At 68.3% G+C, this 18,116-nt stretch carries 16 protein-coding genes; 4 read left to right on the plus strand and 12 right to left on the minus strand.

Annotated elements, in window-relative coordinates; translation table 11 throughout:
* Positions 1-110 precede the first annotated feature (110 nt).
* The 3 genes from ACIGII_RS12570 to ACIGII_RS12580 form a co-directional block, all read right to left on the minus strand.
* Positions 111-446 carry an I78 family peptidase inhibitor gene (locus ACIGII_RS12570; protein WP_399638555.1) on the minus strand — a complete coding sequence of 112 codons (336 nt, stop codon included), beginning with the start codon at positions 444-446 and terminating at the stop codon, positions 111-113.
* Positions 447-535: 89 nt separating this feature from the next.
* Entirely contained in the window at positions 536-1,579 is a 1,044-nt protein-coding gene (locus ACIGII_RS12575) for a ribonuclease H-like domain-containing protein (protein ID WP_399638556.1), read from the minus strand.
* Positions 1,576-4,053: a DEAD/DEAH box helicase gene (locus ACIGII_RS12580; protein WP_399638558.1), complete on the minus strand. Its 2,478-nt coding sequence runs from the start codon at positions 4,051-4,053 to the stop codon at positions 1,576-1,578. The genes ACIGII_RS12575 and ACIGII_RS12580 overlap by 4 nt, the downstream gene beginning before the upstream one ends.
* A gap of 192 nt (positions 4,054-4,245) precedes the next feature.
* On the opposite strand from ACIGII_RS12580, the gene ACIGII_RS12585 reads away from it, so the two are divergent.
* The 4 genes from ACIGII_RS12585 to ACIGII_RS12600 all read left to right on the plus strand — a co-directional run bounded on the left by ACIGII_RS12585 (position 4,246) and on the right by ACIGII_RS12600 (position 5,523).
* Complete coding sequence (locus ACIGII_RS12585; RefSeq protein ID WP_399638559.1) at positions 4,246-4,455, plus strand: hypothetical protein; 210 nt, start codon at positions 4,246-4,248, stop codon at positions 4,453-4,455.
* A 30-nt stretch (positions 4,456-4,485) separates the two neighbouring features.
* Entirely contained in the window at positions 4,486-4,686 is a 201-nt protein-coding gene (locus ACIGII_RS12590; RefSeq protein ID WP_399638561.1) for a hypothetical protein, read from the plus strand.
* A gap of 67 nt (positions 4,687-4,753) precedes the next feature.
* Entirely contained in the window at positions 4,754-5,221 is a 468-nt protein-coding gene (locus tag ACIGII_RS12595; RefSeq protein WP_399638563.1) for a hypothetical protein, read from the plus strand.
* Positions 5,218-5,523 carry a type II toxin-antitoxin system RelE/ParE family toxin gene (locus ACIGII_RS12600; RefSeq protein WP_399638565.1) on the plus strand — a complete coding sequence of 102 codons (306 nt, stop codon included), beginning with the start codon at positions 5,218-5,220 and terminating at the stop codon, positions 5,521-5,523. The genes ACIGII_RS12595 and ACIGII_RS12600 overlap by 4 nt, the downstream gene beginning before the upstream one ends.
* Here ACIGII_RS12600 and ACIGII_RS12605 read toward each other — a convergent pair.
* From ACIGII_RS12605 to ACIGII_RS12645, 9 genes are all read right to left on the minus strand, one after another.
* A complete protein-coding gene (locus tag ACIGII_RS12605; RefSeq protein ID WP_399638566.1) occupies positions 5,515-7,341 on the minus strand; it encodes a hypothetical protein in 1,827 nt (608 codons plus the stop codon). The genes ACIGII_RS12600 and ACIGII_RS12605 overlap by 9 nt on opposite strands.
* Positions 7,338-9,494 (minus strand): hypothetical protein, encoded by a 2,157-nt coding sequence (locus ACIGII_RS12610; RefSeq protein ID WP_399638568.1) that lies wholly within the window; start codon positions 9,492-9,494, stop codon positions 7,338-7,340. The genes ACIGII_RS12605 and ACIGII_RS12610 overlap by 4 nt, the downstream gene beginning before the upstream one ends.
* Positions 9,491-10,612 (minus strand): BatA domain-containing protein, encoded by a 1,122-nt coding sequence (locus ACIGII_RS12615; protein ID WP_399638570.1) that lies wholly within the window; start codon positions 10,610-10,612, stop codon positions 9,491-9,493. The genes ACIGII_RS12610 and ACIGII_RS12615 overlap by 4 nt, the downstream gene beginning before the upstream one ends.
* Positions 10,609-11,499, minus strand: coding sequence for a DUF58 domain-containing protein (locus ACIGII_RS12620; RefSeq protein WP_399638571.1), 891 nt, complete (start codon positions 11,497-11,499; stop codon positions 10,609-10,611). Before ACIGII_RS12620 ends, ACIGII_RS12615 begins: the two co-directional genes overlap by 4 nt.
* Before the next feature lie 7 nt (positions 11,500-11,506).
* Positions 11,507-12,493, minus strand: a complete 987-nt coding sequence (locus ACIGII_RS12625; RefSeq protein ID WP_399638572.1) for an AAA family ATPase — start codon at positions 12,491-12,493, stop codon at positions 11,507-11,509.
* A 61-nt stretch (positions 12,494-12,554) separates the two neighbouring features.
* Positions 12,555-13,256, minus strand: coding sequence for a DUF4159 domain-containing protein (locus ACIGII_RS12630; RefSeq protein WP_399638574.1), 702 nt, complete (start codon positions 13,254-13,256; stop codon positions 12,555-12,557).
* A 16-nt stretch (positions 13,257-13,272) separates the two neighbouring features.
* Positions 13,273-14,607, minus strand: a complete 1,335-nt coding sequence (locus tag ACIGII_RS12635; RefSeq protein WP_093535307.1) for a TldD/PmbA family protein — start codon at positions 14,605-14,607, stop codon at positions 13,273-13,275.
* 21 nt (positions 14,608-14,628) lie between these two features.
* Complete coding sequence (locus tag ACIGII_RS12640; protein ID WP_399638576.1) at positions 14,629-16,263, minus strand: TldD/PmbA family protein; 1,635 nt, start codon at positions 16,261-16,263, stop codon at positions 14,629-14,631.
* Positions 16,264-16,387: 124 nt separating this feature from the next.
* Entirely contained in the window at positions 16,388-18,016 is a 1,629-nt protein-coding gene (locus ACIGII_RS12645) for a TldD/PmbA family protein (protein WP_399638577.1), read from the minus strand.
* Positions 18,017-18,116: the final 100 nt, after the last annotated feature.

Consider the following 18,116-nt stretch of genomic DNA (forward strand, 5'->3'; position numbering starts at 1 on the left):
CAAGCTCGGCTTGGGTGGCATGAGTCCGATTCAATATCGGACCCAAGCCTCCGCAACCTAGCCCCCAACTGTCCAACATTTGGGGGTCAGCTCAACTGCGTGGCGCTACCTCAGTTGCAGCCGATGCTGGTGATCCGGTTCTGCGCGTCGACCTGGATGGTCACCCGGTCCGGGCGGAAATCCATGGTGACCGCCATGTTGGGCTTCACCACGCGGGCATGCTTGGCGCCGCTGTCCTTGACCGCCTTGTCTACCGTCGCGGCGTCGGCGACTTTGCCGAGCAGGCCGTTGAAGGCTTCCTCCCTGCACGGGGCCACCCCTTCGGAACCCGCCGGCACCGGGTCCACCACCGCCTGCGGCGGCTCGTCGGCGGTCTTGGGTGGCGGGCTGCTGCACGCGGCCAGCGGGAGGGCACAACCGAGCAACATCAACAGGGGCAGACGCATGGTGCACTCCTTACGCGGGATGTGCGCCAAGCTTGCACGGCACTGCCTGCACAGGGCGTCAACGCGATGAATTCGCGACGCCTGCCCCCTCAGCCGGTCGGCGAACGTGCAGACAGTGCCAGCGCTTCCCGCTCGCGCTGCTCCTCGGCCACCAACCGCTGCATCAGCAGCGACAGCGTCACCACGTCCTGGTGGTTGTGCTCGGCCACCCGGCGCAGGTTCACCGCGCTGCCACCGCGCAGGTAGTTCAGCCACGCGGCGGGGGCTTCGGAGCCGGGCAGGTCGTCTTCGCGCACGATCTGCAGCAGCTTGCGTTCGACGGTGGCCAGCCGGCAGTTTTCCCAGGTGCCGCGGTAGCGGCGGCGGGTGGGGAACAGCAGGTCCACGTGGTCCAGCGGGGTGATCGGGCAGCGCTGGCGGGCCAGCCGGTAGCGGGTCTTCAGCAGCGGTGCGTCGTAGCAGCGGCCGTTGTAGCTGGAAAACACCGTGCTGGGCTGCAGCCAGCTGGAAAACTCGCGCAGCATGGCGATTTCAGCCGCCATCGTGGTCATCAGCAGCTGGCGGATGCGCAGCCCTTGGCCTCGCGCGGGATCGGAATGCCAGTCGGCCGCGCCGATCATGAAGGCACGGGTGCCGGTGCCGCCGGCCAGGCCGGTGGTTTCGGTGTCGAAGAACATCAGGTTCTGTGGCGCCACGGCTTCGCCGTCGCGTTTGGCAAAGGCCAGCGACAGCGGCTGGGTCGGGATGGCCTGCGGCAGGAACGATTCGATCAGGAACAGGCCCGGTGCGATCTCCTCACCCGGCACATGCCGATCCTGTGCGCTCGCGCGCGGTCGTGCCGCCGCCGTACCGCGATCACGCAGCCCCAGCAGCCGGTGCAGGCCACCCACATCGGGCCTGCGCAGCGGTGGCGGTGCCGGCACGGGGGCGCTCGCACCGGTCGGCTTGTGGCGGATTTCCTGCTCCACCCAGGCGAACACCGAGTCGGGCGCAGCGCGTCGCGCCTGCGCATCATTGGCGGCCACCGGCACCGCGGGTGCGGGTACGGCGGCGGGCTCGGCGGTTGCCGGGCGCGGCGTAGCGTCACCGGCCTGGCGCCGCAGCAGGCGCAGCTTGTCCAGGCTCAGGCTCAAAACGGTACTACCTCGGCATCGCTGCGCTCGCGTGTGGCGTCGGGCAGCGCCTGTTCGTCAAACAGCGCCAGTACCTTCAAGGCCAGCGCTTTGGGCGTGGTGGCATCGTCTTCCTGGCCGGCCAGCACCGGGCCGACGCAGGCGGGGCAACCGGCCTTGCAGTCGCAGCGCTGCACCAGTTCCTGCGCGCGCTGCAGCAGCTCGGCCTGGCGCAGCCACAGTGGCTCGCTCAGGCCCACGCCGCCGGGGAAGTTGTCGTACAGGTACACGGTGGGCACGAACTGCTGTTGCAGTTCGATGGCGCTGGCGTCGAACTCGGCGCCGCGCAGCTGGCCACGGCCGCTCTGGTCGGCCACCGCGAACCACGCGCCGTCGCCATTGCCCACCGCCTTCTGCAGGTCGCGCGCATCGGCCATCACCGCCACCGTGGCCACGATGTGCAGGGCATAGGCTGCGCCCAGGAAGCCGTCCAGTGCTTCCTGTTTCGAATCGAACGCGGTCAGCAGCAGGCCCTGCGGCAGCTGCCACCACACCGCGGTGGTGTGCAGTTCCTGGTCGGGCAGGTTGACCGGCCCGTAGCCGATGTTTTCGTGGGTGTAGTAGCGGATCTTCTTGTAGCCGGCCACGCGCCGCACCACGTGCACTTCGCCGTGGTGCGAATCGCCCTGGCCGGCCATGCAGCCGTCGAAGCGGTCCAGTACCTTGAGCTTGGTGAAGTCGATGCTGTCGGTGTAGTAGTCCACGTGGGTGCGGGTGACATAGGCCTTGCGGCCTTCCCAGTCCAGCCGCTCCACCTGGTACGGGGTGGACTGCACCATGTGGATGGCGCCTTCGTACAGGGTCAGCGCGGCGGCGGAGTAATCCACCTCGGCAATGATCTGCTGCTTGCCGTCGCTGCGGTCGACCACCACGAAGTTGCCGTCGGCCACCGAACGCAGGCTCACCGCGTTGGCCGGGTAGCTGTCGGCGATCCACTCCCAGCGGTCGCCTTCGCGGTGCACCACCTCGGTTTCGGCCAGCGCTTCGAGGAACACCAGCGGGTCGATCGGCCCGAACGGGTCGCCGGCCAGGAACGGCAGCTCGAACGCGGCGCAGCGGATGTGGTCGAACAGGATCAACGGCTGGTCCGGGGCGGTGCGCGCGTGTTCGGGCGAGGCCTCGGCGAAAAAGTCCGGGTGCCGCACCACGTACTGGTCCAGCGGCTGCGAGCTGGCCACCAGCACGCCAAGGGCGGGCTGCTGGCGTCGGCCGGCGCGGCCGAAGCGCTGCCAGGTGGCGGCCACGCTGCCGGGGTAGCCGTTGAGCACCACCACGTCCAGGCTGCCGATATCCACGCCCAGTTCCAGCGCCGAGGTGCTGACGATGCCGTCGATGTTGCCGGCGCGCATGGCACGTTCGGTCTCGCGGCGTTCGGTGGGCAGGTAGCCGCCGCGGTAGGCGCGGATGCGTGGGGGCTTGCGCGGGTCGTGGTCGAAGATGTCCTTCAGGTACTTGGTGAGCACCTCGACCATCAGCCGGCTCTGCGCGAAGATCAGCGTCTTCAGCCCGGATTTGATCGCGATGCGGGCGATGCGGTTGCTCTGCGAACGCGCCGAGGCCCGCAGGCCCAGGTCGGCGTTGACCACCGGCGGATTCCACAGCAGCACGTGCTTGGGCCCGGTCGGCGCGCCGGATTCGGTGATGGCGGTGACCGGTGCCTCGATCAGCGCTTCGGCATGCGCCTGCGGGTTGCCGATGGTGGCCGAGCACAGGATGAACTGCGGCTCCACCCCGTAGAACGCGCAGATCCGCTTGAGCCGGCGCAGCACATTGGTGACATGGCTGCCGAACACGCCGCGGTAGGTGTGCACCTCGTCGATCACCACATAGCGCAGGTTCTCGAAGAACTGCGCCCACTTGGTGTGATGCGGCAGGATGGCCTGGTGCAGCATGTCCGGGTTGGAGACCACGATGTCGCCGTGCAGGCGGATCGCCTGGCGCGCATCGCCGGGGGTGTCGCCGTCGAACGTGAACGCCTTGACCCCCAGGTCGCCGGCGCGGTTGAGCTCCAGCAGCTCGGCCACCTGGTCCTGGGCCAACGCCTTGGTAGGGAACAGGTACAAGGCCTTGGCCTTGCCCTGCATGGCGGCGCTGACCACCGGCAGGGTGTAGCACAACGACTTGCCGCTGGCGGTGGGGGTGACGATGGCCACGTGCTCGCCCCGCTGGGTGGCCTCCCATGCTTCGGCCTGGTGGCTGTACAGCTGCTCGATGCCCCGCGCCTTCAGCGCGGCGGTCAGTGCGGCCGGCACATCGGCCGGGATCGGCGCATAGCGGCCTTCGCGGCCGGGGATCGTGAAGCTGCCGGTGATGCGGTCGGCGTAGCGCTGCTGCAGCCGCGCGGTGAGCAGCGCACCGTTGCGCGAGGGCAGCCCGTCGGTGGTCGCGAGGCGGCGCTCGGCGTCCTCGGTGCGCTTGGCAAGTTCGTAGGCCATGGGAACAACGGTCTGCAAAGGACGTCATGGAAACACAAACGCGTCTCAGTGGTTGAGACATCGCCGGCCGGGCGGGTGAACGATTCAGTGCCTGCACTGCTGTCGGGAACGGGCAACGAAATCTGAAGGTCGTCTCCGTATGCTGCGCGCTGGACGCTGCCGACAGGACGACACGTGGCATTACGCACAGGGATGGCAACAACGACACTGATCGCCGGGCTGCTGCTGGCGAACGGGGCCCAGGCCCAGCAGGATCGCGGCGAACCCGCCGACAGCGCGGACGCCCGCGTCACCACGCTGGGCGAGGTGCGCGCGCTCAAGCCCGAGGACGACGTGCCAGTGGACTTGTACCGCTTCAAATCCCCGGTGCAGCCCGCGCCCAACGCGTTCAACCGCGTCTAGCACGAACCCCCCTCGCTGGAGGAGGTGGGCATGCGCGGCGGCTATTTGATGATGGGCATCAACTACGGCATCGCAAGAACCGCCCAGGGGCTGCATACCCTGACTCGCGCCCCGGACCCGATCCAATCCGCCATCGCGCGCCCGCCGCCGCAGCTGGACGCGGCCCAGCAGCGCCGCGCGATGAAATTCTGTGGGGTGGAGGCGGAGTGTGACCCCGCGTCGGCAAAATGAGCGGCTTCAGCCAGTTCATGAGCAATGGTTGTATTATTCCCGAGTAATGATTAATTGGGAGGCTGGCATGATGCAGACAGTACAACTCGCCACCGCGCGGGAACTTGCCGCTGCCGGCAGTGTTCACGACACCCTCTTGGTGGGTCAGGCTGGCGGATATGCCGTGACGTTCAAACTTGGGATCGGAGAACGTGCACTGGCCACCAAGGCTGGGGCCACCCGCCTGTTCGCTGGACTTGATGCCGCCGTACGCGTGCTTCGCAGAGAGCTCGGCATCAATCGGTACCACGTTGATGCAAGTGGCTATTCCGCGCCGGAGGAACGGCGTCGGCGACCGGATCGGACTGCGGCGCTGAAGCAAAGCCATGAGGACGCGGCGTATGCCGAGTTTCTGCGCGAAGGCGCAGCAAAGGCGCTGGCTGACACCCGGCCGTCGCTTTCGAGCGCGGACGCAAAGGCGCACATGGACGACATCAAAGCCAGGCATCTGGCGCAGCTGGATGAAATGATGAGGCGGAAGGACCGGAAGAGGTGAGCGTCCTGTGGACACCTTCGGCACTGGAGGATCGCCAGCGACTTCTTGATGCGGCATTCGCCCGCGCGATGGACTACGAAGATCCTGCGATCTACCGCGCCTCGTTGGAAGCGGACGCGAACATGGAGCAGGAGGCTGATGCCTTGGACGGCGTGGCCACTTGGCGACCGGGACCTCTAAAGGGCACACGCCTCTACGTATGCAGAAGCACCCGCCATCTTCTTGTATACACGCGCGAAGGCAACGATGTGCGGATCATCTCGTTGGCGCCCGCTGCTTCTGACTGGACGCGTTCAACCTGAGGCGGGTCGTCGACGCCGCTCGAGCCACCACATCATGCCGGCGACGGCGATGAAGGCGAGGAGCCACGGCCAGCGGGGGCCGGGGACGCTGTCGGGCGTTCCGCTCGAGGCGGCATTCGTTTCAGCCAGGCGATCCGCAGTGGCCGCGCGCAGCTGCTGGCGGTGCAGCGGCTGCGCGGTGGCCGGGTCGAATACATAGAACGCCTGCACGGTGTCGCCGTGCTGGAGCTGGTGCCACCCGGGCTGCTGCGGCCAGTAGCCGGCACACTGCTGGCTGCCGCTGGCCGGATCGACCTGCAGGGCGACCGCATGGCCTTCGGCGTCGCGGACGCGAGTGCCGTTGGGTACCTCGCACAGGGTCACGCGCTCGCCCGACCAGGGCGTCGCTGTCTGCAGGCGGATGGCAGGCGCACCCGGCAGCGCGCGCGCGACCTTGGACAACACGCCCGACCACAGATCGGCGTAGCGGTCGTCGCGGCCGGACAGGACCAGCCGGTAGCTGTCGGTAACCGGGAGCAGGGCAACGCGGCCGCGACCGACGCTGCGCCAGCCGCCCACGGCGTTGCCCTTCGCGTCGAGCAGCAACGCATCCGCACCGGTCACGACCGCGTCGAACCGCTCCAGCGCGGGCGGCGTGGCGCTATGTGACGCGGCGTCGGCTTCGTCCATCCAGGCGGTGCTGTCGGCGGACGGGCGCTGCGGGCCGCGCCGTGCCTGTAGCAGCGCCGCTTCCGGATCGGCCGGTAGCTGCAGGGATGACGCGCGATTGCCGGCGCTCACCGGTAGCCCCCAGTTGCGCAGCACCTGCCGGTTAGCCTCGTTGAGCGGGCCGCTGCTGCGTACCACCACGCCCAGCCCGTCGCGCAGCGCCTGCTGCACCAGCGTGCGTTGCGCCGCACTCAGTGCCGCCAGGCTGCGTTCGTCGAGTACCAGTACGTCGGTGGCGGCCAGACGCGCCGCGCTCAGGGCAACCGGCGCATCGCCGAGCATCACCCCACCACCGGCGCTGGCCTGGGCCTGCACGACCAGGCCGGTATCGGTGGCCCAGCGGCGCAGGTACTTCAGTTCCGGGCCGGGCGCGCCGGCGAGGATCAGCACCCGCGGTGGCGGGGCGGCCACGGTCTGCAGCGGCACCGGAAGGCTGTCAGCGACGTGCTGCTGGGCGTCGAGCAGGCGCAGGGTGAATTCACTGCGCCCTGCGGCGCGCGCGCTGCCGTGCAGGCGCACGTTGCCCCGCGCGTCCAGCGCCGCGCGATCGACCACCACGCCAGCCGGGTCGAGCAGTTCGGCGCGCGCGCCGTCGACACCCCCGGCACGGGCGGCAATCTCGAACAGCGCGCCGGGTGCGGTGACCGACGGCGGCTGAAGCTCCAGCCAGCCGCGGGGCGCGGCCGGGGACTGTACGGTTACCCGCAGCGGCAACGCGGTATCGCGATCGCGCGCGGACAGTCCATCGCCGACCAGCAGCAGCGAGGTGCTGCCCGGATGCTGGCGCAACGCGGTGGCCAGGTCGGGGGCGCGTACGGCGCCTGCGCTGGGCGGTGCCTCGGGCAGCGCAATCACGGTTGCACCGGCGGGCGCGGTGCCTGCGGATGCGGCGTTGCCGGTCAGTACGGTCAGCTGGCCCGCTTCCACGTTGCGCTGTGGTGGCACGAGGGTGAAGTAGAGCAACAGGGTGGACAGGGCCTGCAACGCGAGCAATGCGGCGGGTCCGGGTGAAGGCAGCCACGCACGGCGTGGCTCTGCGCGGAGGATGCGTACGCTGCCTGCGAGGGTGATCAGGACCAGGGCGATGGCGATCCATGGGGCCATGCTCATCGCGCGCCCTCCAGGGCATCCAGGTAGCGCTGCGCCATCGGGTCCGGTGCGCTGCGGCGTTCCAACTGCGGCAATGGTCGCTGCAACGCGCGCCACAGTTGTGCGCGCAACGTGGTGCGGCAGGATGCACAGTCTGGTGCGAGGCGCAGTTCTTCGACTGCCGCCGCGAGACTGAGGGGGTCGGTCAGTCGCGATTGATGGCGGCCCAGCCACTGGCTCAGCGCGTCGAGGTCCGGTGGGCTGCGGGTGTCGACCAACTGCTGCCAGACCGCCACGATGGCGGGATCGGGTGCGTCCACGGGGGTAATGGTGGAGGAGCGGCTGCCGAGATCGGTGCGGTCGCCGGTCATGCGGCGGCCTTCGTCGATGGGCGGCAGCTCGGGCCCGACCCGGGCCAGATAGATGCGCTCGGCCTGCTGCACCTGTTTGATGAAGGCCAGTGCCTTGTTGGCGAACGGCAGTGCGCGCTCGGGGCGGCCCTGGCGCAGTTCACCTTCCGACGACCACATCTGGTCCAGCGCGGCCTTCAGGATCGCGCGGGTCTGCGGATCGAGCAGGGTGGCTGCTTCGGCATGGTCGTGGGTGTGGCCGTACTCGGAGAGCACGTCGGTGGCGGCGCCGAAGACCGGGGCGCTGTCGGCCCTGGTTGCGCCGTGCTCGTGATCGTCGTGGCCACCCTGTGCACTGGCGGTGTCGTGCGCGTGATCCTCATCGTGATCAGCGGCCGGAGCATCGCTGGTGGGCAGGCTGTCACTGGTCGGCGGCGGCTTGGCGCCGCCTTCGCTTTCCTCACCCAGGAACTGGCCATAGCGCAGGCGCAGGATGCGCTGGTCCACGCCGATCGCATCGGAGCGCTTCACGAATTCCTCGGCCGGCAGCTGGCGGCGCAGTTTGATCAGTGCTTCGGCGTCGATGATGATCTGGCGCTGGCTGCGGAAGTACGCCGGCAGGGTTTTCTTGACCATGCCCTCCATATCCGTGCCCAGCACCTGTTCTTCGCTGGGCAGGCGCAGGATCAGGCTGGTGCTTTGCGCGGTCTGCGCGGTGGGCGTGCGGTTGTCGCGCACCTGCAGCTGCGCGATCACATCGTTGCCCGGGTCGGCGCCGAGTGCAGCCAGGTCCAGCGTGCGCGCGAAGCGGCGCTGGGTGGCCGGGCCCGTGCCGGTCAGCGCGATGCGCTGCTCACGGAAGGTGATGTTTTCCCCACTGCCCTGGGCCAGGGTCAGGTGCAGTTCGGCACTGGCCGCCACGCCGAAGTCATCGCTGGCTTCGAACTGCAGGCTCCATTGGCGCTGGCCGGGCGTGGCCAGGACCAGGGTGCGATCCGGTGCGATCACGCGCACACTCGGCGGGCGGTCGGGCACCACATCCAGGCGATACAGCTTGGGTGCGGTCAGCGCCGGCTCGGTCACGATGCGGTACAGCGTGGGCCTGGCCGCCTTCCACTGCGCCACCCACGCTTCGCCATCGCGGCGCAGCGCGATGCGGGTGCCGTCGTGCAGCTGCAACGCGGCCTGCGTGGGCTGTGCGCTGAAACGCAGCGACCAGTCCAGGACGCTGCCCTGCACTACCTTGGCGTCCAGTGCGGTCTGGGTGCGCAGTGCCTGGCCGGTGTAGGCCGGTGCCTGGATCTGCAACCGGGAGGACAGCAGGCTGGGCGGTTGGGCCGGGCTGGCGGGAGGCGTAGCACGGCCGGGAAGGCCCGGCAGCGGTGCGCCCGGTGCAGGCCAGCCTGCGGCGAGCACGGCCACCAGCACTCCGCCACACCACGACACGGCCAGCCAGCGCTTCGGCCATGCGGTGCGCAGGTCCGGCGGCGCGGCCTGCAGCGCGGCGGTGATGCGCGCCTGCTGGCGTTGCTGCAGGGGATTGAGTGTGGCGGTATCGGTGAACAGCAGATCGGCGCTGTCCTGCGCGATGGTATGCGTGTCCAGCTGGCGCACCAGCCAGTGCCGGTCCAGCCGTCGCGCGCGCCATGTGGCCGTACCTGCGACGACCAGCAGGGCTGCCAGCAGCATGATGGAGCCGATGTTGATGCCCGCCACGCGCGCGGCGATGGCGGTTAGGGCCAGCGCCAGTGGCACCAGCAGCACTGCGGTGATCCACCACCGCCGGCGACGCGCGCGCTGCCATGCCTGGTGAACGCGGTTCATGCGCTTGCCCCGCGTCGCGGTGCGGTGGCCATCCAACGCTCCAGGGCGAACAGCAGCACGATCACCGCCAGCAGCCAGGTCGCCAGATCACGCGGCTGTGCCAGCGGCGGGCTGGCACCGATCAGCGGCGCCTGCACGGCAGCCGGCGCCAGTTGCGGCGACGGCAGCGGCCGCACCTGTTCCAGCAGGCGACGCGGGAAGGAGGGTTCGCGCACGATCGGCAGTGCATCGGGTGACAGCGCGGCTGTAAAGCGCAGCACCTGTCCGCGACCGAGCGCATGACGCATGACCGCTGCCTTGCCGCTGGCATCCTGCAGCACCGTCGTACCGGTACCGGTGGCCGCCTTGGTCGACACAGCCAACACGCTGCCGCCATCGTGCACCCAGGCCTGCCAAGCGGCGGGCAGTGGCGCATCGGCCAGCCACACGCCTACCTGACCTTGTTCCGGCGCGGCATCGGTAGCGAGCGGCGCCGACAGCGGCTGCCCGCTCCACGCGCGCTGCAGGGCATCGAGCACACCCCATTCGGACGGTTCCTGGTCGTTGCCGCTGACGCGCAGCTGCGGCGCGCTGTCCTGCACCGGCGCGCCCACCGGCATCGCCACCGGCCGCCAGTTCACCGCACGCGACAACCGTGGCCGTTCGCCGTCGAGCCCGGGCATGGGATCGGGGACGTACACCGTTAACTCCGTGCCCTCAGGCAGGGTTTGATCCAGCTCGCGCAGCAGACTTGCAAGCGGCTGCTGGCCGGCCGGCGCAGTGTCCTGCAGCGGCGGGAATCCGGGCGCCATCCAGCGACCCTCGCTGCCTGCGGGCAGCGTAGGCGGGCTCAGTCCCGGTGCCACTACCACCCATGCCGGCGTCTGCACCGGCGCGCCGTGCAGCAGCGGCCGGGCCAGCAATACGGCCAGCGCGGCAAGCAGCAACAGGCGCACCAGCAGCAGCGGCCATTCGTCGAAGCGGATCCGCTGGCGCGGGCGGGCCTTCGCGCGCAGCCAGCGCAGCGCGGCGAACTCCAGAGGCGCGTAGTGGTGGCGGCGCGCCAGATGGATCAGCAACGGAACCAGCAGTGACGCCAGCGCCAGCAGGCCCAGCGGGAACAGCAGCGACAGGCTCATCGCACGCTCCCCGCCAGCAGGCGCAGCGGCGCGTCCAGCGGCTGGTCGGTATGGGTCACCACATGGGCAACGCCGCCGCGCTGCAACCGTGCCTGCAGCACGCGCTGGGCCTCGGCGAAGCGGGCCAGGTACGCGTCGCGGATCGCGCGGCCATCACCCAGCAGCTCTTCACCCGTTTCCGGATCGCGAAAGCGGTGGCCGTCCTGGAACGGGAAATCACGCTCGTCGGCGGTCAGGATCTGCAGCTGCACCACATCGCGGCGGGCGGCGGCCAACCGCTCCAGCAGCACGGTGCCGGCGTCGTCGAAGCCATCCCCCAGCGCCACCAGCATGTCGTTGGCCTGTACGCGTTCCCAGACCGGGCGCAGCGCGTCCGCTGCGGGCCATGCGCCACGCGCACGCAGGCGGTGCAGCAGCAGGTGGATGCGGTCGCGCTGGCGCGCACCACTGCCGGCCGGTACCAGCTGCACGCCGTCGCCGTTGATGGCGACCAGGCCGAAGCGGTCCCCCTGCTGCAGCGCCAGTTCCACGATGCAGGCCGCGGTGGCGCAGGCATGGTCCAGGCGCGACACCGCGGGGCGTGCACGGTCGGCCTGCCCGGCCGATGCCGTGGCATCGACGAGGATCCAGATCGTGACCGGACTTTCGCGCTCGGACTCGCGCACGAAGAAGCGGTCCGAACGCGCATACAGCTTCCAGTCGATCTGGCGCAGTTCGTCACCGGGCTCGTAGGCGCGGTACTGCGCGAATTCCAGCCCGGCGCCACGGCTGCGGCTGGCATGCTGGCCGATGCCCTGCGCGCCAATCGCACGCCGCGGCAACAGCCGCAGCGCCTTGAGGCGGCTGCGGACATCGGCGGGAATGGCGATCGGGGCGTGCGGGCTCACGGCGGGCTCAGGCAGGGAAGGGCACGGCCTGCAGCAGCGCGGCGATCACATCGTCGGCGCCCTTCTGCTCGGCTTCGGCGGCGAACGACAGCAGCAGGCGGTGGCGCATCACCGGTGCGATCAGCGCCTGCACGTCGTCGCGGGTGGCCGCGAAACGCCCCTGCAGCAACGCGCGCGCCTTGGCCGCCAGCACCAGCGACTGCCCGGCGCGCGGGCCGGCGCCCCACTTAATCCAATGGTTCACCGCCTCCGGCGCACCGGCACCCGGACGGCTGGCGCGCACCAGACGGGTGATCCAGCTCAGGACGTCATCGCTCACATGCACCTGCCGTACCGCCGCCTGCAGGGCCAGCACATCCTCGGCGTGCATCACCTTGGGAACAGCGCCACTGCTGCTGCCGGTGGTCTGCACCAGGATGTCGCGCTCTTCCTGCTCGGTGGGGTAGTCCACCCGCACGTGCAGCAGGAACCGGTCCAGCTGGGCTTCGGGCAGCGGGTAGGTGCCGGCCTGCTCGATCGGGTTCTGCGTGGCCAGCACGAAGAACGGCGCCGGCAACGGGTAGGTGGTGCCGGCGTAGCTGACGGTGCGTTCCTGCATGGCTTCCAGCAGCGCCGCCTGGGTCTTGGGCGGGGTGCGGTTGAGCTCGTCGGCCAGCAGCAGGTGGGTGAAGATCGGGCCCTGCTGGAAGCGGAAATGGCGGTGGCCGGTGCCGTGGTCTTCCTCCAGCAGCTCGGTGCCCAGGATGTCGCTGGGCATCAGGTCCGGGGTGAACTGCACGCGCCGGAACTGCAGCTCCAGCGCCTGCCCGAGCGAACGCACCAGCAGGGTCTTGCCCAGCCCTGGCGCGCCTTCCAGCAGCACATGGCCACCGGCCAGCAGGCCGATCAGCAGCTGCTCCACCACATCATGCTGGCCGACCACGGCCGTACCCAGCGCATCGCGCAGGGGCTGCAGCTTGGAGAGAAGGGCGTCAATGGGGCTATCGTTTTGCATGGCACGCTCGCAGCAATGAATGTAGAGCCACGCCCTGCGTGGCTGAAGAAATCAGCGAAACCTAGTTGTTCAACGCATACATCACGATGTTCACGCCGAACCGGGTGTTGTCCTCGGCCAGGAACCGTTTGTTGCGCCAGTCATAGTCCCACTCGCAGCCGTAGTCTTTATTGCTGTAAAGCACGCCCAGCCGACCATCGACCTCGATCCCCTTGAGGTAATCGTGCACGAGGTCATCGCCCCAGCCATTGAGCTCGAAGCCGGTGGCCGGTGGCCCGTCCGGGAACCTGAAAAAGCTGCGATACAGCACATGCGTATTGGGCAGCTTCTTCAGAGCGGCCGGCCCGAACAGCTTGGCCATCTGCGCTTCGAACGACTTGGCGAACAATCCATCGATATCGTGGTTGCAGTCATCCACGAACACGAAGCCGCCGTTGCGCACATAGCGCACGAAGTTCTGCCGCTCAGCCGCACTGAACTCCACCAGCTTGTGCCCGGCCAGGTAGCAGAACGGAGCCTCCAGCATGCGCGGGTCGGACAGTGCCACCACATGCTCGGTCGGGTCGACCCGCAGCGTGGTGTAGTCGATCAGCGAGGTGATCAGGTTGGACGGCATGCGCGCGTCCACGTCCCAGTCCCCGGAGTCGTACTTGAGGCGGGTGAACCAGAAGTCGTAACGCCCGGCCTGCGCGCGGGCGAACGAGGGCAGGGCCGCCAGGGCGGCCCCACCGAGCATCAACCGCAGGAACTGCGCGCGGTTCATTGCCGCACGCGCGCCATCAGACCGCGTCGGACAGCGAGGTGAAGGTGAAATCGCGCAGCTTCATCGGCGGGATCATCATCACGAAGCTGGATTCGTCACCGGCCACACGTACCGGCTTGCCCAGCTCTTCGATGTTGTTGAGCATGATCACCGGCGATTCGTTGAAGCGGAAGTTCTTCACCGGGTACTTGATCTGGCCGTTTTCGATATAGAAGGTACCGTCGCGGGTCAGGCCGGTGAGCAGCACGGTCTGCGGATCGACCATGCGGATGTACCAGGTACGGGTGACCAGGATGCCCTTCTGGGTGCCGCGCACCAGCTCGGCGGTGCTCTTGTCGCCGCCGCTCATCAGCAGGTTGCCCGGGGTGGCATTGGCGGTCTTGCCCTGCTTCTGCGCCCAGAAGCGTGAGTAATCCAGGTTGGCGACCTTGCCGTTCTCGATGATGGCCAGCTTGTTGCGCGGCAGGCCCTGCTGGTCCCACGGCAGCACCGGTGCCTCGGGGTGCCACGGGTCGGCGTACATGTTCACGCGCGGGTCGTAGACCTGCTCGCCCAGCTTGTTGCCGCCGCCCTTCCTGGACAGGAAGCTGCGGCCTTCATCGGCCGAGCGCGCATCGAAGAAATTCATCATGAAGCTGATCAGGCCGGCAGCGGCCGCCGGTTCCAGGATCACGGTGTACTTGCCCGGCTCCAGCGCCTTGGCTTCGGACGATTCGGTGGCCTTGCGCATGGCGATGCGCACGTCCTGGTCGGCCTTGAAGTCGGCGGCGTCCTTCAGGTTGCGGCCCACCCAGCCCGAACCGCGCCCGTCTTCGGTGCGCACCGTGCAGGTGTAGTCGAAGTTGGTGGTGCGCTGGTAGCCGAAGTTGCCGTTGCTGTTGGCGGTGGCCTGGAAACCCTGGCCATCTTCCAGGAAGCCGGCGGCGATCAGGCCGTTGCCACGGCAGGGCGCGATCGAATCGGCGGCGACCTTGGCGCGGAACGCCGGGTCGATGGCGGCGGTGGATTCGCTGAAGGTCGGGCTGGCGGTGTAGGCCTGCTTGCCGATGGCCGGCAGGAACTCCGGGTTTTCGGGGGCCAGGCGGGCCAAGTCCTCGGCACGGCGGACCACGCGCTCCAGCGCGGCGTCGTCGAACTCGTTGATCGAGGCGGTGCCGACGCGCTTGCCGAAGGCCACGGTGACGGCCAGTTCGGTGTTGTCGACGATGCCGCTGGTGGAGACGTTGTTGAGCGCGAAACGGATGTTGCCGTTGATCGAGCCGGCCAGCACCGCGGTGGTCTCATCGGCCTTGGACAGCGCGATGACCTTGTCGAGGATGGCCTTGGCCTGGGCTTCGGTGAAGATACTCATGGAATAAGGGCTCCTGACCGGTCAGCCGAGGCTGCGCGCGGTGTTGATGACGTTGATGCCGTTGAAGCGCGCGGTGGACGAACCGTGCGAGACCGCCGAGACCTGGCCCGGCTGGCCCTTGCCGTCGAAGAACGAACCGCCCAGGCGGTAATCGCGTTCGTCGGCCACGGCGCTGCAGGCGTTCCAGAACTCCGGGGTGCGGATCTGGTAGGCCACGTCTTCGAGCATGCGGGTGATCTGGCCGTTCTTGATTTCATAGAACAGCTGGCCGCCGAACTGCGCGTTGTAGCGCTGCTGGTCGATGGAGAACGAGCCGTCGCCGATGATGTAGATGCCGTTCTCGACGTCCTTGATCAGGTCGCTCACGCTCAGCGGGGTCTTGCCCGGTGCCATCGACACGTTGGCCATGCGCTGGAACTGCACGCTGGACCAGGAATCGGCATAGCAGCAGCCGTCCGATTCGGTCTTGCCCAGGATGTGGGCCTGGTCGCGGATGGTCTGGTAATCCACCAGCTTGCCGTTGCTGATCAGGTCCCAGCGCTTGGTCTTGACGCCTTCGTCGTCGTAGGCCACCGCGCCGAGGCTGCCCGGCTGGGTCTTGTCGGCGAAGATGTTGACCAGGTCGCTGCCGTACTGGAAGTGCTGTTCGCGCTTGTCCAGGGTGGCGAAGCTGGTGCCGGCGTAGTTGGCCTCGTAGCCCAGCACGCGGTCCAGTTCCAGCGGGTGGCCGACCGATTCGTGGATGGTCAGCCAGGTGTGCGAGGGGTCCAGTACCAGGTCGTACTTGCCCGGCTTGACCGACGGCGCCTTCAGCTTCTCCTGCGCCTGCTTGGCCGCCGCGATGGCGTCTTCCTTCATGTCGTAGGACAAGCCGTAGTTGACCACGCCGTTCGGCGTGAGCACCTTGCCGCTCGCGGCGCCATCGAGGTATTCGTAACCCATGCCCATCGGCGCGGACAGGCCTTCGCGGGTGCGGAACTTGCCACTGGCCTTGTCGATGGCGGTGACCGTCATCGGCGCCCAGATGCGGTGCACGTCCTGGTCGATGTAGGAGCCATCGGTGGACGCAAAGTACTTCTGCTCGTTGACCAGGAACAGCATCGAGTTGACGAAGCTGGCGCCGGCGCCCATCGCGGCGGCATTGACGTCCAGCAGCAGGTCGACCTTTTCCTTGATCGGCACCTCCATCGCGTTCTTGCGGATCGGCGTCTTCCAGCTCACCTCGCCCACGCCTGGCGCTGCGGCCAGCTGCACCTTGGCGGTCTGCACGCCGGCATTGGCCTTGGCGATGGCCACCGCCTGCTGGGCGGCACGCGCCACGTCGGTCGGGTTGAGCTGGTTGGTGGCGGCAAAGCCCCAGGCACCATTGACGATCACGCGGATGCCCACACCGGTGGACTCGGTGTTCACCACGTTCTGCACCTTGTCTTCGCGGGTGATCACGAACTGGCGCAGGTAGCGGCCGATACGTACATCGGAGTAGGTGGCGCCGCCCTGGCGGGCAGCGGCCAGCGCGGCATCGGCCAGGCGCTTCTTCAGCGCCGGGTCCAGGGTGCTGTGCAGCTGCTCGGCGGCAATCACCTTGCCGAAGAACGCCGGCACGATCAGGCCGCCAGCGGTAAGCCCGGTCAGGGCAAGGAAGTCACGTCTTTGCAAGGCAGCTCTCCACGTCGGTGTGGGGGTGGCAGGAACAAGGCGGGATCAGCGGTACAGCGGTGCATCGATTCTTGCGGGCGCGGCGGTCCAACGGTAGTGACGTTTGGCACGGTGGCCGGGCGGCTCAGCCCAGGCTGCGTGCGGTGTTGATGATGTTTATGCCGTCGAAACGCGTGGTCGCCGAGCCGTGCGACACCGCCGAGACCTGGCCAGGCTGGCCCTTGCCATCGAAGAACGAACCGCCGAAGCGGAAATCGCGCTCGTCGCAGATCGCGCTGCACGCGTTCCAGAACTCCGGCGTGCGGATCTGGTACGCGGCGTCTTCGACCATGCCGGCGATCTGCCCGTTCTTGATCTGGAAGTACAGCTGCCCGCCGAACTGCGCGTTGAAACGCTGCTGGTCGATGGAATACGAGCCGCGGCCGTGGATGTAGATGCCGTTCTCCACGTCCTTGATCATGTCGGCCACGCTCAGCGGGGTCTTGCCCGGTGCCAGCGACACGTTGGCCATGCGCTGGAACTGCACGCTGGACCAGGAGTCGGCGTAGCTGCAGCCGTGCGATTCGGTTTCGCCCAGCAGGTGCACTTCATCGCGGGTGGCCTGGTAGTTGACGAGGATGCCGTCCTTGACCAGGTCCCAGCGCTTGGTCTTGACCCCTTCGTCGTCGTAGCCCACCGCGCCCAGGCTGCCCGGCGCGGTCTTGTCGGCGAAGAAGTTGACCCGCTCGCTGCCCCAGCGATAGCCGGCGTCGCGCTTGTCCAGCGTGGCGAAGCTGGTGCCGGCGTAGTTGGCCTCGTAGCCGAGGACGCGGTCCAGCTCCAGCGGGTGGCCGACATTCTCGTGGATGGTCAGGAACAGGTTGGACGGGTCCAGCACCAGGTCGTACTTGCCGGGCTTGACCGAGGGGGCCTTGAGCTTTTCGCGGGCGTGGCGCGCGGCGGCGATAGCGTCTTCCACTGGATCGTACGAGTCACGGTAGGCGGTGATCCCGCCGGGCAGCTGGATCTTGCCGCTGGCCTCGCCATCCAGGAATTCATAGCCCATGCCCATTGGCGAGGACAGCCCGGCGCGGGTACGGAACTTGCCGGTGCCCTTGTCGATGGCGGTGGCGGTGAACGGCAGCCAGATCCGGTGCACGTCCTGGTCGATGAACGAGCCATCGCTGGAGGCGAAGTACTTCTGCTCGTTGACCAGGAACAGGGTGGAGTTGATGAAGTCGGCGCCAGCGTTGGTCGCTGCCGCATTCAGGCTCAGCAGCAGGTCGACCTTGTCCTTGATCGGCACCGCCATGGCGTTCTTGCGGATCGGCGTCTTCCAGCTCACGTCGCCCACCCCCTTGACCGGCGCCAGCTGTACCGGGCGGGTCTGGATGGTAGCGTTGGCGCGGGCGATGGCGGCGGCCTGCTCCACTGTGGCCAGGATCGCGGCCGGGGTCTGCTGGTGGGTGGCGGCAAAGCCCCACGCCCCATTGACGATGACCCGGATGCCGATCCCGGACGATTCGCTGTTGGTGACGTTCTGCACCCGCGCCTCGCGGGTGATCACCGCCTGGTTGAGGTAGCGGCCGATGCGGACATCGCAGTAGCTGGCCCCGGCCCGTTTGGCGGCCGCCAGTGCGGCCTCGGCCAGCGCCTTGTTGCGGACCGCGTTGGCCGGCTCGAGCAGCTGCTCGGCGGCGATCAGGCGGGCGTGCGGCACCATCAGGCCCGCCAGGCCCATGCCAGACAGCGTCAAAAACTCACGGCGTTGCACAGCGTTCGATTCCCCGGGAACGATCAGCCTTCGACTGTCGTTTGCGACCCGGTGCTGGCACAAGTGACTGCGGTCATGGTTGGATGTGCGCTGATCCGAC

Source organism: Stenotrophomonas sp. NPDC077420 (assembly GCF_044543385.1).
Lineage (GTDB): Bacteria > Pseudomonadota > Gammaproteobacteria > Xanthomonadales > Xanthomonadaceae > Stenotrophomonas.

Excerpts from the sequence above, each read along its gene's own strand:
- ACIGII_RS12570 (WP_399638555.1), bottom strand. The coding sequence starts at position 446 with ATGCGTCTGCCCCTGTTGATGTTGCTCGGTTGTGCCCTCCCGCTGGCC.
- ACIGII_RS12580 (WP_399638558.1), bottom strand. The coding sequence starts at position 4,053 with ATGGCCTACGAACTTGCCAAGCGCACCGAGGACGCCGAGCGCCGCCTC.
- ACIGII_RS12585 (WP_399638559.1), top strand. The coding sequence starts at position 4,246 with ATGGCAACAACGACACTGATCGCCGGGCTGCTGCTGGCGAACGGGGCC.
- ACIGII_RS12590 (WP_399638561.1), top strand. The coding sequence starts at position 4,486 with ATGCGCGGCGGCTATTTGATGATGGGCATCAACTACGGCATCGCAAGA.
- ACIGII_RS12595 (WP_399638563.1), top strand. The coding sequence starts at position 4,754 with ATGATGCAGACAGTACAACTCGCCACCGCGCGGGAACTTGCCGCTGCC.
- ACIGII_RS12605 (WP_399638566.1), bottom strand. The coding sequence starts at position 7,341 with ATGAGCATGGCCCCATGGATCGCCATCGCCCTGGTCCTGATCACCCTC.
- ACIGII_RS12610 (WP_399638568.1), bottom strand. The coding sequence starts at position 9,494 with ATGAACCGCGTTCACCAGGCATGGCAGCGCGCGCGTCGCCGGCGGTGG.
- ACIGII_RS12615 (WP_399638570.1), bottom strand. The coding sequence starts at position 10,612 with ATGAGCCTGTCGCTGCTGTTCCCGCTGGGCCTGCTGGCGCTGGCGTCA.
- ACIGII_RS12625 (WP_399638572.1), bottom strand. The coding sequence starts at position 12,493 with ATGCAAAACGATAGCCCCATTGACGCCCTTCTCTCCAAGCTGCAGCCC.
- ACIGII_RS12630 (WP_399638574.1), bottom strand. The coding sequence starts at position 13,256 with ATGAACCGCGCGCAGTTCCTGCGGTTGATGCTCGGTGGGGCCGCCCTG.
- ACIGII_RS12635 (WP_093535307.1), bottom strand. The coding sequence starts at position 14,607 with ATGAGTATCTTCACCGAAGCCCAGGCCAAGGCCATCCTCGACAAGGTC.